Source organism: Paenibacillus solanacearum (assembly GCF_910593845.1).
Classification (GTDB): domain Bacteria; phylum Bacillota; class Bacilli; order Paenibacillales; family NBRC-103111; genus Paenibacillus_G; species Paenibacillus_G solanacearum.
Genome location: NZ_CAJVAS010000031.1, coordinates 42,503 through 58,758 on the forward strand (window position 1 = coordinate 42,503; position 16,256 = coordinate 58,758).

Here is a 16,256-nt window from a genome sequence, read left to right on the forward strand (position 1 = left end):
TAATGCCAGCCCGTCTTACGCGTAAAGCGCTTCGCGCTGCTTCTGAATATCCGCGTTAGCGAGATATTCGTCGTACGTGATCATTTTATCGATCATGCCGTTCGGCGTAATTTCGATAATGCGGTTCGCGACCGTCTGTACGAACTGATGGTCATGAGAGACGAACAGCATCGTGCCGTCAAAGTCGATCAATCCGTTATTCAGCGCCGTAATCGATTCAAGGTCCAAATGGTTCGTAGGCTCGTCGAGAATGAGAACATTGCCGCCGCTCATCATCATTTTGGACAGCATGCAGCGCACCTTCTCGCCACCGGACAACACGCTTGCTTTCTTCAGCGCTTCTTCGCCGGAGAACAGCATGCGGCCGAGGAAGCCGCGAAGATACGACTCGTCTTGATCCTTCGAATATTGGCGGAGCCAATCGACCAGGCTCATGTCCGTTTGGAAATATTCGGAGTTGTCTTTCGGGAAATACGCCTGAGTCGTCGTAACGCCCCACGTATATTCGCCGGAATCCGCCTCGATTTCGCCCATCAGGACTTGGAACAACGTCGACTTCGCGATGCCGTTCGGGCCGACGAGGGCGATTTTATCTCCTTTGTTGACGGTAAAGCTAATGTTGTTCAGCACAGGCTGGCCGTCAATCGACTTGCTGATGCGGTCAACGGTAAGCAGTTGTTTGCCCGCTTCGCGCTCCGGCGTGAATTTGATGAACGGATACTTCCGCGTGGACGGTCTGATATCCTCCAGCGTAAGCTTCTCCAGCGTCTTCTTCCGGGACGTCGCCTGCTTGGACTTGGAGGCGTTCGCACTGAAACGGCGAATGAACTCTTCCAGCTCCTTGCGCTTCTCTTCGACTTTCTTGTTCTGTTCGCGCACCAGCTTCAGCGCGAGCTGACTGGACTCGTACCAGAAGTCGTAGTTGCCGACGTACAGCTGAAGTTTGCCGAAATCGATATCCGCAATGTGCGTACATACCTGGTTCAAGAAGTGACGGTCATGGGATACGACGATAACGGTGCCTTCATACTTCGCAAGGAAGTTTTCCAGCCAGTTGATCGATTCGATATTCAAATGGTTCGTCGGCTCGTCAAGCAGCAGAATGTTCGGATTGCCGAACAGCGCCTGCGCCAACAGCACCCGTACTTTCTGATTGCCGTCGAGCTCCTTCATCTGCACCTCGTGCAGCTCTTTCGGAATGCCAAGGCCGATCAAGAGCTCCGCCGCATCCGATTCCGCCTGCCAGCCTTCGAGATCCTGGAATTCGCCTTCCAGCTCCGCTGCGCGCATGCCGTCCTCTTCGGAGAAATCGGGCTTGGCGTACAGCGCATTCTTCTCTTCCATAATTTCGAACAAACGGGAATGGCCCATCATGACCGTGCGAAGCACTTCCACGTCGTCGTATTCGAAATGGTTCTGTTTCAGCACCGCCATCCGTTCGCCGGGCGTGATGCTGACCTCCCCTTTATTCGGCTCCAATTCACCGGACAAAATTTTAAGGAAGGTAGACTTCCCTGCGCCGTTCGCTCCGATTAAGCCGTAGCAGTTGCCGGGCGTAAACTTAATGTTTACGTCTTCGAACAGCGCTCTTTTGCCGTATCTCAAGGTGACATTCGTGACCGTTATCATGAAAAAACAACCTACTTTCCGTTGGTAGACTGAGCATACCGTATGATTATCGCTTCCAAACGCTTATTATAGCATAAAAATCGGCTGTTCCCAACCGTATTGGACTTATTCGCCAATTTTTATACGGCGATCGTGCCGACGCACAAACCCGCCGTCAAGGAAACGGGAAAAACGCCTCCCCGTAGGGACCCGTAGGGAGGCTCCTATCGCGCGGTTCGACCGCCGCCTGGTGAAGCCGCAGCGCGCGCAATGCCCGTGATCCCCGTTACTTGTTCTTGGCAATGCTCTCGACGAGCTCCGACAGCTCCGCCCAGCGGTCCATCGCCTGCTCCAGCTGCGCCGTCAGCTCCTGCTCCTCCTGGAACAGCTGCTGCACCTTACCGTAATCGCTGCCCGCCTGGCCGATCTCTGCTTTTACATGCTCCAGCCGCTCTTCGAGTCCAGCGATTTTCGCTTCGATGCCGTCCCATTCCTTCTGCTCGTTGTACGACAGCTTCTTCGGCCGGTTCGCATCGCGTCTGGCTTCGCTCGCCGTACTCGCGGAAGCCGGCTCCGGCTTGATCTCCCGCTTCAACTGTTCTTCCGCCTGGCGCTCCTGTTTGACCGCGTCCATGTACTCCGTGTAGTTGCCGTAGAAGCGGCGAATGCGGCCGTCGCCTTCAAAGACGAACAGATGATCAGCCGTACGGTCAAGAAAATACCGATCGTGAGACACCGTAATGACGACGCCGGGGAAGTCGTCCAAATATTCTTCGAGTACAGTCAGCGTCTGGATGTCCAGATCGTTTGTCGGTTCGTCCAGCAGCAGCACGTTCGGTTCCCCCATCAAGGTGCGCAGCAAGTACAGCCTGCGCTTCTCCCCGCCGGACAGCTTACCGATCGGCGTCCACTGCTGCGACGGCGCGAACAGAAACCGCTCCATCATTTGCGCCGCCGTAATCGTGTCGCCGGACACCGTGCGCACCACTTCTGCCGCTTCCTTGATGTAATCGATCGCCCGCATTTTCTCGTTCATCTCGACGGTTTCCTGCGTGTAGTAAGCAAGCTTCACGGTCGGACCGACATCGATCATGCCGTCGTCGGGCTGAAGATGCCCGGCGAGCAGGTTCAGAAACGTCGACTTCCCGGTCCCGTTCGGACCGATAATGCCGATGCGGTCTTCCGGCAGCACGATGTAGCTGAAGCTGTCGACAATAGAGCGCGATCCGAACGATTTGGACACATGCTCCAGCTCCATGATTTTTTTGCCGAGGCGGCTGCCGCCTAGGGAAATGTCAAGCTGCGCGTTAGGTCCGTCGACCTTCTTGTCACGCAGCGCAACGACGCGTTCGATTCGCGCCTTTTGTTTGGTCGTGCGCGCTTTGGCGCCCCGGCGCAGCCAAGCCAGCTCGCGGCGCAGCAGATTTTGCCGTTTATCTTCCTCCGCAGCTTCCCGTTCGAGACGATCGGCCTTCTTCTCCAAAAATGCCGCATAGTTGCCTTCGTAGGCATACAGCTTCCCGCGATCCAGCTCGAAGATGCGGTTCGTGACCCGGTCCAGAAAATAGCGATCATGCGTGACAAGCAGCAATGCGCCCTTCCACTTGCTCAGAAACTCCTCCAGCCATTCCACTGTCTCGTGATCGATATGGTTCGTCGGCTCGTCCAGGATGAGCAAATCCGCCGGCTGAATCAGCACGCGCGCCATGGCGACCCGCTTGCGCTGCCCGCCGGACAGCGTGCCGACCTTTTGCCCGAAATCGCGGATGCCAAGCTGGGTCAGCACGGTCTTGGCGATCGTCCCAGCCTCCCAAGCCCCTGTCGCGTCCATGCGCTGCTGGGCGGCGAACAGCTTCGTCTGCTTCTTCTCATCCTCAGGCGACAGCTGCAGCTCGGACAGCGCCGTCTCGTATTCCCGCAGCGCCTGCATGAGCGGCGTATCGCCGTAGAACACTTGCTCCAGCACCGTCGACTCAGCATCGAACTCGGGATTTTGCGGCAAATATTCCACGCGGAAATGGTTGGCGTGCGTCAGCTTGCCTTTCTCGACGGACTCGATTCCCGCCATCACTTTCAGCAGCGTCGACTTTCCCGTTCCGTTGACCCCGACTAGCCCAATCCGTTCCTTCTCGTTGATTTGAAAATTAATATGATCAAACAGCACTTTCTCGCCATAGCTTACGTACAGATTGTCTACCGTCAATATATTCATCAGCGATTCGTCCTTTCCGGCTGCGCGGCCGTTTATTGCGTGCCATAGCTCTCCGCCGGCTCCATCACGTAAGCGGCCAACAGCGCGGCCGTATGGCGGATGCCGTCCAGATGCGTACGCTCCATCGCGTGCGATGCATGCACGCCGGGGCCGATCAGCGCCGCGCGAATATTGTTGCCGCCGCGCAGCGCAGCGGAAGCGTCCGAGCCGTATTGCGGATAAATGTCTACGGCGTAAGACAGCTGCTCGCGCTCCGCCAGCTCAATCAATTTGGATGTCATGGCGTAATCGTACGGCCCGGACGAATCCTTCGCGCAGATCGATACGTCAAATTCCGTGCAGCTCAGGTCGTCGCCCATCGCGCCCATATCGACTGCGATCATTTCGGTGATCTCGCCGGGAATCCATGCAGCGCCGTGGCCTACTTCTTCGTAGGTGCTGATCAAGATGTTCAGCGCATAGGCCGGCTGCAGCTTCTCCCGCTTCAGCCATTCGAGCAGCCCGAATATGGCGGCGACGCCGGCCTTATCGTCCAGATGTCGAGACTTGACGAAGCCATTCGCCTTGAACTCCGTCCGCGGTTGAAACGAGACGATATCGCCAATGCGAATGCCGAGCGCCTTCACATCGTCTGCCTGGCGCACTCGTTCATCGAGCCTGATTTCCATAACGGCCTCTTCCCGCTTCATCTCGCGCGCATCGGGGTATACATGCACCGAAGGCTTCGTGGTCATGATCGTTCCGTCGTATACGTTACCGTCCCGCGTATGTACCTGGCAATATTCGTTCTCCACGGAGCCGAGCATGTAGCCGCCGACGAGCGTGAAGCGCAGCGCACCGTTCGCTTTAATCGATCGCACCATCGCGCCCAGCGTATCGACGTGCCCCGAAATCCCGATGACGCGCTCGCTGCTTTTTCCCGGCACGGTGATGATTCCGCAGCCTTTCGGGGTCAAGCGCATGTCGTATCCAAGCTTGGCCGCTTCGGCCGCCACTGCGTTCATCACGTCGCGGCAGTAGCCGCTCGGGCTTGGCGTGGACAGAAGCAGCTGCAGCACGTTTTTCACATATTCCATTTGAATCCGTTCGTTCATCGTGATTCCCGCCTCCTTCATTTGATTCTCGTGTTATTTTCGTGTAAGCTACGTTAGGATTCCACTCTAGGAGGTTATTACTTACGATGTCTGAAACATTGCCACCAAAAACCTGTAGTATCGATCGTCTTGTTACCAAAGAAGACGACATCGCCAAAGTGCTGAGCGGCGAGAAAACTGCAACCCGTCGCAACGGACGCTATGCCGATCCGGGCGAAATTATGGAGCTGAACGGCCGCCAATTCGAGGTGACTCAAGTGTATCAGCAGTCGCTTGGCGAGCTGACCGACGAGGCGGTACAAACCGAAGGCTTCTCTACCGTCGAGGATTACAAAAGCTATATTTTGTCGATGCACGCCGGCATGCCCTGGCTTCCGCAGATGAAAGTATGGGTGCATGAATTTCGTGCGATTTAGTCCGTTGTAACGATACAAAACCAGTGCAGCGGGCAGCCCGGCGCACGCATCCGTGCGAACGGGCTGCGGGTCGCCGCGGGCATGTGCCTGCTGCACTGGTTCCGTTTTTCATTAAGGCTTGGAGGCTTCCCACCATGTATCCTTGGCTCGTATTCATTCATTCCGTCAGCGCGATGGTTTCGATTGGACCGTTCTTCGTGCTGATCCCCATGCTTCGAAAGCTGCAGACCGCGGAAGGCGAGCTGCAAGCTTCCTACCTGGACTCATTTCATTTTGTCGTTCGTTTATCCAAGCATGCCGGTCACGTTCTCGTCGCCTCGGGGCTGCTGCTAATGTGGCTTGGCAAGTGGCACTGGTCGGAGCCGTGGATTGCTGGCACATTTGCCGTCCTCTTCGCCTCGCTCTTGTTCATGGCGCGCGCGTTCTCCCCAACCATCCGTAAGCTGCGGCAGCCGGTCAGCGATCGCGCAGCCCTGCTGCGAAAGCTGAGCCGCTCGCTCTACCTGTATTTGTTCGTGCTGTTCGTCATGCTGTGGCTCATGATCATGAAGCCTCAGCTGTGGTAATCTTTTTTGCGTAGCAGATCAGCTTTCAAAATCGACGCAAACGCTCGTTCCGTCGAGCACCTGCTTCATATGCGCTTTGACATCCATATGAAGCGGGTGTACGTCGTATTGCTGCAAATCTTCGAGCGAATCGAACTTCGTAATCAGCGCGATGTCATACGACCGCTCCTGATGAAGCACGTCCATGCCGACTTCGATATGACGGAGGTACGGAATTTTCCCTTCCATGTTCTTCAGTACATCATAAGTGACCTTCACCGATTCCGGGGAACGGTCCTTCAATTTAAAAAATACGACATGTGTGATCATTCTCGTTTCGACTCCTCTATCTGATTAGTTCCCGACGTCAAATTCGGCGCCCTAACTTCATGCTCAAAATAAGCTAGGTGCAAAAAGTCGCCGAGATACGAACAATACGCTGCCACCAAAGCTGTGGCTTAACTCTTCAACCGTTAACAATCTCATTAAAAATTGACTTCTTCGGTCTTTGAAAAAAAGTAACTTGTATAGTATAACATCTGATGCACCCGATTATCTAGGATAAACTGCTTCAGATGTTTCAAGGAAATGTACCCCTGAGCCGCAGCCGCTCTTCTATGCGTTGCTTCGATTCGCCCTGAGAAAAGCCAGTATCGGTTTCACTTCGCGATGCTCGGCCATTTCTTCCAAAGGAAACCATCGCAGGTCTGTCAGCTCCTGCTCGTGCTCGCCCAGCTCCGGATCGCTGCCCAGTTGTGCCGTGCCGCGGACCATTTTCCCGATATAGCAGTAATAGATACCCTCTATTCTCGCACTATAAGATTCGATCGCTTGACCCGCGATTTCGATATCTAGCCCTGTCTCTTCCTTCGTCTCGCGGATTGCGCATTGCGGCGGCGTTTCACCGTTTTCTATTTTTCCGCCCGGGAATGTCCAGAACGTCTCCCCCTTATACGTCTGCTTCACCATCAAAATCATGCCGTCCTTGACGATCGCGGCGCAGCTTCGATTAGCCATTGTTCGATTCTCCTTGATCCCAATATGAACTCCGGTATGCCATATGAAAATGGATACAACAAAAGGATCCGTCTGCTTGGCATGGATCCTTCATTTCAATATTGCGTATGCGCCAAAAAAGATGGCATGCTTCAAGAACGGAGCTACAGCTTGTATTTGCCGGCCAACGCTTGCGCGCGCATGCACCATCGATGCCAGAGCAACCGAATGCGAAGCGCCGCTTCATGCCCAGCCTGCTTCCGCCCCAACGGTTTGATCAGCAGCAGACTAATATTGTCACGCGGACGCCGCTCCATCGCCTTGAACATGAGCGTATCGCAAATGCGCTGCGGCTCTTCGCCGCTTGAGGAGGCCCGCTGAAGCAGCAGCGCGATCGCTCCGTCGGAGAAGCAATCGTGGAACCCATCGCTTGTCAGCATAAATAACGATTCGGGATCATAATAGCCGGAACGAATATACAGCTTCGGTTCCCCTCGCATTCCGAGCGATTGCAGCAGCACATGCCGTTTGGGATGCGATCTTGCTTTTTTGCTCGTCATCAGCCCTTTGCGAACTTGGGCATTCACCCATGTATGATCCCGCGTCAACCGCCGGAGCCGGTTCGAATCCGAATCATATCGATATACCCGGCAGTCGCCGACGTGAATGATCGTATACACGGAGTCCGAGAGTACAAGCATAGAAAGCGTAGTCCCGAGATGCTGGCGCCGTTCCACGGCTTGTTCGCGCAGCTTCCGGTGGATCGCGTGGAACAAATCGGCCGCATCTCGCTCGATCGCTTTATAGGGACGGGTGCCGGCCATGATCCCGGGCAGCCTTCGTTCAAGCCAATCCTTGACCAGCTCAACGGCCAGCTCGCTCGCCAGCTCCCCGTCCCCGCTGCCGCCAATGCCGTCGGCTATGACAGCGGCAGCATAAGGCACCCGGCCTTCGGTCGTGCTCAAGCGCAGAAGCGAACGGTCTTCATTGATGGTATGGAACCAGCCGGAGCGCGTATCGGCTCCGTACTGCCAATGCACGGCGATCGTTTTTCTCAACAATCATAACCCCATTTATAACCCCATTTTAAATACAAGCTCTTTGGTCACGATCTTAACTATATCACCTTCTTTCAACGGATGCACCCGGTACGGCACTAATATTTCGCCATTCAGCAGCGTGCCGTTTTTGGAACCGAGATCTTTGATGCCGTATCCGGCGTCTTCCTTTACAATTTCCGCGTGCATTCGGGAAACGCCCGCCTCTTCCTGCACCCAATCCGTGCCATCCCCCGCTCTACCGATTACAAAACTGCTCTTGTCAAGCGGCACCTTCTCATAAGCGCCATTGTTGCTATATTCCAGGTAAGGGATTTGCGCCGTCTCCAAGGCTTGTGCCGTTTTGCCCAAAAAAACAGTCGCATCGTTACGCTGCAGCAGCGTTGTATGCATCTCGGCAGGGGGCTCTTTGGGCGGTACGAAGGCTTCGGGCTCTGCTGGATCGCTTAACCCGATTTCGTTAAAGAACCGGCTGTCGCCCTGTTCCGGAATATCATATACAGGCTCCTCCGCACGCACTTGCGGCTGTTTCGGACGGGTTTTACGCAGCAGCAGTACGGTAGCCGCGCCTACGGCGGCGGTTGCGGCGGCACATCCGTACAGCAGCGACGTTTCCATCGATTCCGCGTACCACTTCCAGATGAAACAAACAACGAGCACAGCCATCAGCACGAGAAGCAGTCGTTTTCTGCCGATGTCCTTCACCGCGCGTTCATGCGAGTCCGGTATGGATTCGGAGCTTATGGGAGCACCTGGCACCGCCGATGCGGAAAAGCCGGTTTCGATCCGCAGCAAATCTGCCGCATCGTTTCGAACGGAATCGGCAGCATGCCGGTCGAGAGCGATTGCGGGCTTCTCGCGGGCAGCAGGCGGAGCCGTTCCGATCGAAGTCCATTCCCTTGGCTCATCCCTTGGATGCGGATCGGAGAGAGCAGCTGGAGGCTGTGCCGCAGAAGACGACGTAAGCCGCATATGCTTCAGAAGCAGTTGCTTCAGCTCCGGCAAATTGAAATTTTCTTCGAACAGGCAGTTCATCAATTCTTGATAGCCGGTACCGTGAAGCTCGGTTACGCGATGAATCCATTTGGACGCAAGCTGCTGCAAATCGGAAGAGAGCGCCTCTTTACCTTCCAGCTGCTCCTTCGGCACATACGTCAAATGCAGATCCTCCAAGCCGCTGCCGCAATAGATGAACTCTTCCTTCAAAATGTACCGATCCGGCAGCAGCATGTACACTTTACTGTCGCATAGCACTTCCACAATACGGTGCAGCAGCGAGAAGTACCGGTGCATCGTCAATTTTTCCATTCGCAAAAAATGAGCAAGCATCCGTTTACCCGTAATCCGATAATACAGCTGAACATCCCCTTCCTTCGCTTCCAGCTGCAGCTCAAGCAGATGAGGAATGCGGTTGGCGGCCAGCATGTTCAGCTGAAAATCGGAAAGCTCGTTTTGCTGCAATCCGTGAGCCGAAGACAGCACCATAAAATGCCCGTGATCGTTCAAATAATCTACAGTCAATCCATATATCGATTGTGTCATCGCTGCCTCCCCTTTATCTACTGGACATAAAGTTCTATAAACGCATAAGCCGTACCGGGCAGCACAGCCCACATGAACGGGAACCGAAGCGGCGATTGCGGCTTGGCGAAGGCGGTTTTCAATGCGGCATGATCGCGTAAAACAAGCAGATTCATAAGCCGGAATACGACGCCTCTCAACCGCTGGAGCCCCTCCATCCGGCACAACAAAAAGACAAGCCCCCCAGCTCCGGCGAGCAGAAGCGACGCCGTCATCGCATAGATCGAAAAGCCCGCTCCCGTGATGGCGCCAAGCGCTGCAAACAGCTTCACGTCCCCTGCCCCAACAGCCCCGATGGCATATAGTACGAGCATGGGCACCATCCCGCAAAACAGGCCGGCAGCGGAAAAGGCAGCACCGTCCCAGCCGCTTGTTGCCGTATGGAGAACCAATCCCGAGACGGTTCCAACCACATTGAGAACATTCGGTATTTTTTGCTTTCTCGTATCGGTGACAAAGGCGACCAGCAGCAATGCCCCGGCTAACCCATATGCGATCATCCGGCACCCCCAATCCACGCGCGTTCTACGGCTTTCTTTTTCAATATGACAGTTTTATGGAAAAAAGGGACAGCAAATTGATATTTGTATTCGGCTTCTATGGACAGAAAGGCCTCGTTTTTGTTATCAAAATTCGGAAATTGAACAGCCGTTACTTTAAATCGCTCCCGGTCCAGCTTTGGTATGCCGGAAAGCGAAGCTACAAGCGGCGTTGCCGCTCTTGCCAGCTGCTCATTCAGCATTTGCTTTGCGTCTTCGCCGACCGAGCCGCCCCATGCTTCCAGCTGTTCACGCCGCTCTTTTTCCAAACGGACAAGCTGCAGCAGCGGATCGGGGATCCAACGCTCATAATCGTCGGCCAACGTCTCGGCATCCAGCGCCTTTTGTCGCGCCGCCTCCGTCACGCTGATCACACTGCCAAGCCACTTGCTAGGAGCGCTTGAAGCCCATTGGGCCTGTCCCGCCCGGTACAGCTGCTCGACAGGATACATGTTGGCCGCTGCAATCTTCGCCGTTTGCGAAACAGCGGATTGCAGTGCCATGTCCGCTTGAGCCATACGGATAAACCCAAGCAGCACCATAAGAAACGCGGCAAAAAAAGGAAGCGCTAACGCGGCCTCCAGCACAATGCTGCCTTGTTGTTCTTTCATTAGGCTAATGAACGGCCGCATTCCGCGCATGCGCGTTCGTTTGTACAGCGTCATTCCCCAATCTCCTCCTGCGGCAAATCGTCAATATGTAAAAGATGTTCAAAGAAAGTTCATGATTTCCAATTACAAATCATTAACAAATTGATTGAAATGTGATATATTTCGTACAGTAACATTTCGCATACGAAGTGTTTTATAGAGACAAAGGGAGAGAAACCAAATGAACAAAACAAAAAAACGTTTCAAAAGCAGCTCTTTGCAAAAGAAATTAATTTCCGGCGGGCTGGCTTGTACTTTACTGTTCGGCGGAGCCATTCCAGCGGCTTTCGCGGATGGGGAAACCGTCGCGGTTGAAGCCACTGTCGACCAACAGCAGGTTGACTTGGTTGATCTTTTTGTTCAACAGCGCCTTCAATCTGCTGCTACGGAAGTCGCAGTCATCGCGGGTAAAGATTTTGCAAGCGTGCAGCTAAGCCTGAACAACGGATTATCGATCGCGGAAGCCGCCAATATGTCTGCTACCGCACTGGTGATCTCCATGCTCCCTGCATTTAACCAATATATTGTTGAAACTACGAACGGCTTGTTGTCCGGTGATCAAACCGCGCAGCTGCAAAAAGAAGGACAATCCAAGCTGGTCGAAGCGATTACCACACCGGGATACGTGACAAATAACGATGTTGTAACCAAAATAGAGAACAGCCTGTCTGCAAAAATCGATACTTTTCTGAAAGCAAGCGGTTATACGGCAGCGGAAGAGAATACCTCCGGTCTTCAACAAACGGTTGCAAATCGAATCGCAACGATCATCGAGGACGCCGTCGATGCATCCGATCTGACTTTGACCGACGTGCTCGTTCAGCTGGAGCTTGGCAGCACGCTCGCAGATGCCACTGGCATGGATTCGGCCGATCTGTCGATCCAACTGCAGCAGCTCGTGAACGAGGATATCGACACTGCCGCCGCTGTGAACGGAGTGAACGCCTTAACGGTCGAGGAGACAAAAGCCGACGCCGCCAAACTGATCGAGAAGCTCGTCTCCGAAAAAATGTGGGGCGCTTCCGAGCAAGCATAAGCTTCGCAGCTTCCGCCAAGACACAAGGGCCTTCGGTACATACCGAGGGCTCTTATTCGTCTCGGGGCTGCCTACCTCGTCCTAGTAGTTCAGATGTGCCGTCCTCGTCATCAAGCATCGGCTTCCGCTTCCTTCACAGCCCGCAAACACGCTGTTTCCTATCGTCCTCATTACGCCCGGCATAAACCATAAGCGAAACGACGACGTCGCCGTTCCGGCGATATACGTCGGAACCGTGCTTAAATCGGTATCCGTATTGAGTTGCAGCAGCGCTTGCATCCGCGACATCAGCACCGATTCGCGGCTGTGCAGCAGCAAAAATAACCGCAGATGGTCTTTGTATCCCATCGTCAGCATGCTCCCGAAGCTGCGGGACAACGGAATTTGGTCCCCTTGAATCAGCTTCGTCATGTCTTGCATCGCCTGGACAGCCCCTTCGGCGACAGCGGCAAGCAGCACTAGCATCGGCGAGCCTGCCGCAAGCACGCTTTTCGAAGGCTTAAGCAGCGCTTCCGTCGTGCCGATCGCCAAGCGAAGCGCGAACATTTCCGCATAGGCCATCGAGTAGTTGCCCGCGCAAGAATGAGATCCGTACAGCAAATACTCCACTTCCTGGTTCGTAAGAGGATGACTGTCCGGCCTGGAAAGCTCCTTCGAGTTTTTCACTACGCCGGATACATCTTTTTCCAGTCCTAACGTGCGATAACTGAACTTGCTGACCGCAAATTCATCGATGTAAAACTCGTCCCGCACCTCTAGCGCAAGATCGCCGAGCACGGAAAATAGCTTCATTGCGCTCAAACCGGCGGCATCCGCGCCTTTCAAGTCGACCTCCGGAACCGGCTGCGCGCTTGCAGCTTTATTGTTATGCTGAAGATAGCTTTGATAAAACCCTTGGCTGCCGGCAATCGCCGGGTCGCCTAGCAGCTTGTTATACATCGCTTCGAAGGGATCTACCCCGGAAACGAGGCTGCAGCTGCCAAGCCCTTGCCGCACCTGGTCCAGCACGGGCTGCACTTTTTTGCGCTGCTCTCCTTTTTCCTTGTTGATGGCGCTTCTCGTTTGCTTGCGCTCCGTCTGCAAAGGGTTATACTTCGCATATAACTGCTGGGTTTGCTGCAAAAATCCGTCCAGTGCCTTTGTCGTCTGTTCGTACTTTTGCGACGTAAACAGCAGCCCGTCTTGAATCTGGGCACGCACGCTGGCAAAAAGCGATACCGCTCCCGCAACGCCGCTATCCAGTTCGTCCAGCTCCTGGCGATCGATCAGCTTGATGCTGGCAAACACCGCTTCTGCATCCATGCCGCTGCCAGTCATCCGCCCTAGCTCCTCATTCAGCTCATCGTTCGTCTTTTTTACTTTTTTGATCGATTCCTGAAACGATGTCTTCAAGGACGATAACGCATTATAATCCGTCTCGGATTTGAGCTTCAGCAGAGCGAGCAGCTCGGCATAGCGCAGCAAGTCGCGCAGCAGCCCTTCATATTCGCTGACGATCTGCGCAGCGGTGTCTGCCTGCTTCTGCAGCGCATTGCGCGATTCTATCAGCCCGGCAATCGCATGAGCCGCGCCGGCTCCTGCCTGAGCGAGCGAAACGATGCTCATATCGATGCCGCGAATCGTCTCTCGGAGCGATTTCAGCTGATTTTGTGCAGTTTGCAGCGTGGAGCGCACCTCTTCGACCGTATGAATGCCGATCCGCCCGCTTAGCTCGTTCATATCCCGCAAGTTGGTTTGATAGAACGGATGCAAATTCGCCGCCTTTTCTTTCAATGCGGTAAAATCGTCCCACGCCTCGGCCATCTGCTCGTCCCGATCTTCGAGCAGCTTTTCTACCTTCCCCGCTTTTTCGGCAAACCGGGAGGCGCCTCCCACTTGCTGCGACAAGCCGTTTTTCTTGAATTTATCCAATATTTCAAGTCCGTACGAAATCGGCGCACGGTATTTCATTTCCTCCAATATTTGCCCCTTCATGACTTCGTGGTTGGCGAGAGAATACATCGGAGTTAACCGCGCCGTTCCTTCTTCCAGCTTCATATCGATCAGCCGGAACTGCCCGGCTCCATCGCTTCCCCCGGACAAATTGCCATCGACCGTGCGCTTGAACAACTCCGTTTGACGCGCCGAATCTTGTGCGAGCCCGTACAAACCATAAACTTGCAGCGGGCTGGAATACGCCGATAACGTAGAGCGAACGCCAGCCTTTACCGCATTTTCCGTTTCGCGCTCCGCACTTTTCCATCGCACGATATCGATCAGAAGACCACAAGCGACAAAGAGCGGAACCAAGATCAATAACAAGTATATCGAGACCGCGCCCTGCTGATCCGACCACCACTGTTTCCAGCGACGCAAACACTTCCCTCCGTCCGCATGATTATTCGTGCAGGATGACTACGATTCCACTGCGTTCAAGCTGCTGCTTCAGCCCTTGACTCAACTTAACTTTATCCTGCTTGGACAGCTTGAAAAAATGCCATACGACGCCCTGCACCTGCGTCCCCTGCCATAACAGCTCGATGTCCTTGGGCATTTGGACTTCGCGCAAATTTTTTTCGTTAAATGTATAATACGCTTGATGGGCAATCCCCCTGGCATCGAACGCGTCGATTTCCCGTTTAGTCCCGGGGCTTACCTGCACCTTCTCCTTCGTTCCGCCTACGAGCGTTCGCAAGTAGTTGGCCGCTTGCTCGTGATTTGTAATTTTGACCGGTTCTTTCACGGCGGTTTTCGGCTCGACAAGTGATTGCAGCGCCTCTCGAGGCTTGATGCGGCCTTTGATTTCGGCGAGAAACGTCCGCGCCAAGTCGGTCAGCCGAATCGTCTCCATCGGATCCGTTACATAAGCGTGCGCGTCCGCATCGACTGACGTTTTGTTCCATAGACGGCTCGTTGAAGCCGGCGAAGTAAACGGTCTTTGGAGATCAACGCCGATTTTACGCAGCAGTCCTCCGTTTTCGTATTGAAGCTCTCCACGCCAAGATGGAGGGAACCAGGCCGCGCTTTTCGTCAGCTTCGCTGTGGGCGACGATCCAGTCGGTATCGGCCCGCTAACCGGAAGCGTTACTTTGACTGCGCCGGTCGGAAGCAGGAAGCTGAACAAATTGGACAAGTTGTCGTTCGTCAGCCTCCAATACAACCCGTCGTTCGAACCGGCATCCACCTCACCGGTCTGCAAATCTTTGCCGCTGTTGTCCCACGCGTACGCCGCCCGCTCCGCTGATAAGGCCGCCGCCTGCAGGAGCGAGGTCTGGTTGTACCAGAAGAGCGCCACAAACAGCAGGCTGACGGTGACAACCAAAATGAGCGGCATCGTTAACGACGCTTCGATCGTAAACTGTCCGCATGCGCTGCGGAACAATCCGGACCATCGGCCGGTGCGCTTCATGGCTATGGGGTGGTCGGCGGCGAGAGCGTGTCTGCGTCGGACCGTATGGAGCCGGACTGGCTGTTGATTTCCGTATTCGCTTTACTGAACAAATCCCCTACCCACTTCATAATCCACTTTCTAAACGCGATCGCAATAATCAGAAGCACGGCGATAATCAGCAATATTTCCAGCGTGCCGAGTCCGTCCTCCTCTTTCCAAAAACGTTTCCATCCTGCCAGTACCCATGTCATTTCTTCAACACTCCTTTTTGTCGTTGATTGTCTTTAATTCATAACGAGCAGTGCAGGGGCAGCGATGATGATCATCACCGCGAAAAAAATGAGCACCATCGGAAACACCATCTTCGACGAAGCCTCTTCACCAAGCGTCCTCGCCAGCGCTTTTCGCTTCTCCCACAGCGTGACCGACAGCTCCTTCAGCGAGATGATCAAGTCTTCGCCGCCCCGTTTGTAATTGAGCAGCAGCGTCGTCGTGAAGAGCGAGACCTCCGGCAAACCGCATCGTTTGCTGAAATCCTCCATTACTCTCGGAAACGACGCATTCATCTTCAGCGCATATACTGCCACACTCAGCTCCTTTTGTAGCGGCGTCATCTCCTCACCCTTCGTATGTACCGTACGGACGAGTGCCTGCGCTACCGTCTCGCCCGCGCCAATCAGCAGCATCAGCTGGTTCACGACTTCCGGCAGCTCGATCAGCATTTGCCGTTTTTTTCGCTTCAACTGGTCATATGTTTGCTTATAAAGCAAAAAGGGGAGAAGCAGCGCGAGCAGAACGCCGTAAACGAGCATTTCTGCGTTTCCTTCCGTCGCGCCGCCAAGCGCCGTGAACAGGCAGATGACGGCGTACATCAGGATCAGCAGTTTGGCTAAAAACCATCGGGTATAGGGCAGCGCCTGCTTCGCGCCGTACAGCCCGATCATCAGCTGATGAACTTTCCCTACGGAAGCCGTAAAGCGCTCGGACAAGCGGCAGCGATCGGCACACCATAACGCGGCAGCGCTCAAACGGACGAACGCCGTGCCGCGAAACAGTTCAGGATGGCCCGCGACCCAGCTAACGTACTGCCGACGGCTCCGGATGACAGCGACGCCTGCCGCCGCTGCCTCCAGCATCAACAAAACATACAT

Annotated in this window: 16 protein-coding genes; 3 read left to right on the plus strand and 13 right to left on the minus strand. The window is 54.5% G+C overall.

Annotated elements, in window-relative coordinates; genetic code table 11:
- Positions 1 to 15 precede the first annotated feature (15 nt).
- The 3 genes from KXG62_RS24560 to KXG62_RS24570 form a co-directional block, all read right to left on the minus strand.
- Positions 16 to 1,629, minus strand: coding sequence for an ABC-F family ATP-binding cassette domain-containing protein (locus tag KXG62_RS24560; protein ID WP_218094664.1), 1,614 nt, complete (start codon positions 1,627 to 1,629; stop codon positions 16 to 18).
- A gap of 265 nt (positions 1,630 to 1,894) precedes the next feature.
- On the minus strand, positions 1,895 to 3,820 hold the full coding sequence (locus KXG62_RS24565) for an ABC-F family ATP-binding cassette domain-containing protein (RefSeq protein WP_218094665.1): 1,926 nt from the start codon (positions 3,818 to 3,820) through the stop codon (positions 1,895 to 1,897).
- A 32-nt stretch (positions 3,821 to 3,852) separates the two neighbouring features.
- A complete protein-coding gene (locus KXG62_RS24570) occupies positions 3,853 to 4,914 on the minus strand; it encodes a M42 family metallopeptidase (RefSeq protein WP_218094666.1) in 1,062 nt (353 codons plus the stop codon).
- A gap of 86 nt (positions 4,915 to 5,000) precedes the next feature.
- On the opposite strand from KXG62_RS24570, the gene KXG62_RS24575 reads away from it, so the two are divergent.
- Together KXG62_RS24575 and KXG62_RS24580 are read left to right on the plus strand one after the other, a co-directional pair.
- Positions 5,001 to 5,330, plus strand: a complete 330-nt coding sequence (locus KXG62_RS24575) for an ASCH domain-containing protein (protein WP_218094667.1) — start codon at positions 5,001 to 5,003, stop codon at positions 5,328 to 5,330.
- Positions 5,331 to 5,464: 134 nt separating this feature from the next.
- Positions 5,465 to 5,896 (plus strand): DUF2269 domain-containing protein, encoded by a 432-nt coding sequence (locus KXG62_RS24580; RefSeq protein ID WP_218094668.1) that lies wholly within the window; start codon positions 5,465 to 5,467, stop codon positions 5,894 to 5,896.
- 18 nt (positions 5,897 to 5,914) lie between these two features.
- On the opposite strand, the gene KXG62_RS24585 is transcribed toward KXG62_RS24580, so the two are convergent.
- The 6 genes from KXG62_RS24585 to KXG62_RS24610 form a co-directional block, all read right to left on the minus strand.
- Positions 5,915 to 6,205 carry a Dabb family protein gene (locus KXG62_RS24585; protein WP_218094669.1) on the minus strand — a complete coding sequence of 97 codons (291 nt, stop codon included), beginning with the start codon at positions 6,203 to 6,205 and terminating at the stop codon, positions 5,915 to 5,917.
- A gap of 285 nt (positions 6,206 to 6,490) precedes the next feature.
- The gene (locus KXG62_RS24590) at positions 6,491 to 6,892 is read right to left on the minus strand and encodes an NUDIX hydrolase (protein WP_218094670.1); all 402 of its coding nucleotides are present in this window, start codon (positions 6,890 to 6,892) and stop codon (positions 6,491 to 6,493) included.
- A 143-nt stretch (positions 6,893 to 7,035) separates the two neighbouring features.
- Positions 7,036 to 7,929 (minus strand): PP2C family protein-serine/threonine phosphatase, encoded by an 894-nt coding sequence (locus tag KXG62_RS24595; RefSeq protein WP_218094671.1) that lies wholly within the window; start codon positions 7,927 to 7,929, stop codon positions 7,036 to 7,038.
- Positions 7,930 to 7,944: 15 nt separating this feature from the next.
- Complete coding sequence (locus tag KXG62_RS24600) at positions 7,945 to 9,471, minus strand: DUF6382 domain-containing protein (RefSeq protein ID WP_218094672.1); 1,527 nt, start codon at positions 9,469 to 9,471, stop codon at positions 7,945 to 7,947.
- Positions 9,472 to 9,488: 17 nt separating this feature from the next.
- Positions 9,489 to 10,010, minus strand: coding sequence for an A24 family peptidase (locus KXG62_RS24605; RefSeq protein ID WP_218094673.1), 522 nt, complete (start codon positions 10,008 to 10,010; stop codon positions 9,489 to 9,491).
- On the minus strand, positions 10,007 to 10,714 hold the full coding sequence (locus KXG62_RS24610; RefSeq protein WP_246627622.1) for a TadE/TadG family type IV pilus assembly protein: 708 nt from the start codon (positions 10,712 to 10,714) through the stop codon (positions 10,007 to 10,009). Before KXG62_RS24610 ends, KXG62_RS24605 begins: the two co-directional genes overlap by 4 nt.
- A 166-nt stretch (positions 10,715 to 10,880) precedes the next feature.
- Between KXG62_RS24610 and KXG62_RS24615 the strand changes: the two genes are divergently transcribed.
- A complete protein-coding gene (locus KXG62_RS24615) occupies positions 10,881 to 11,735 on the plus strand; it encodes a hypothetical protein (protein WP_218094674.1) in 855 nt (284 codons plus the stop codon).
- Positions 11,736 to 11,816: 81 nt separating this feature from the next.
- Here the strand turns inward: KXG62_RS24615 and KXG62_RS24620 are convergent, their stop codons facing one another.
- Genes KXG62_RS24620 through KXG62_RS24635 form a run of 4 tightly spaced genes read right to left on the minus strand, consistent with a single transcriptional unit; the run spans position 11,817 to position 16,256 of the window.
- Positions 11,817 to 14,090 (minus strand): hypothetical protein, encoded by a 2,274-nt coding sequence (locus KXG62_RS24620; protein WP_218094675.1) that lies wholly within the window; start codon positions 14,088 to 14,090, stop codon positions 11,817 to 11,819.
- Positions 14,091 to 14,112: 22 nt separating this feature from the next.
- Positions 14,113 to 15,123 carry a TadE family protein gene (locus KXG62_RS24625; RefSeq protein WP_218094676.1) on the minus strand — a complete coding sequence of 337 codons (1,011 nt, stop codon included), beginning with the start codon at positions 15,121 to 15,123 and terminating at the stop codon, positions 14,113 to 14,115.
- A 2-nt stretch (positions 15,124 to 15,125) separates the two neighbouring features.
- On the minus strand, positions 15,126 to 15,356 hold the full coding sequence (locus KXG62_RS24630; RefSeq protein ID WP_218094677.1) for a Flp1 family type IVb pilin: 231 nt from the start codon (positions 15,354 to 15,356) through the stop codon (positions 15,126 to 15,128).
- Positions 15,357 to 15,389: 33 nt separating this feature from the next.
- Entirely contained in the window at positions 15,390 to 16,256 is an 867-nt protein-coding gene (locus KXG62_RS24635; protein WP_246627624.1) for a type II secretion system F family protein, read from the minus strand.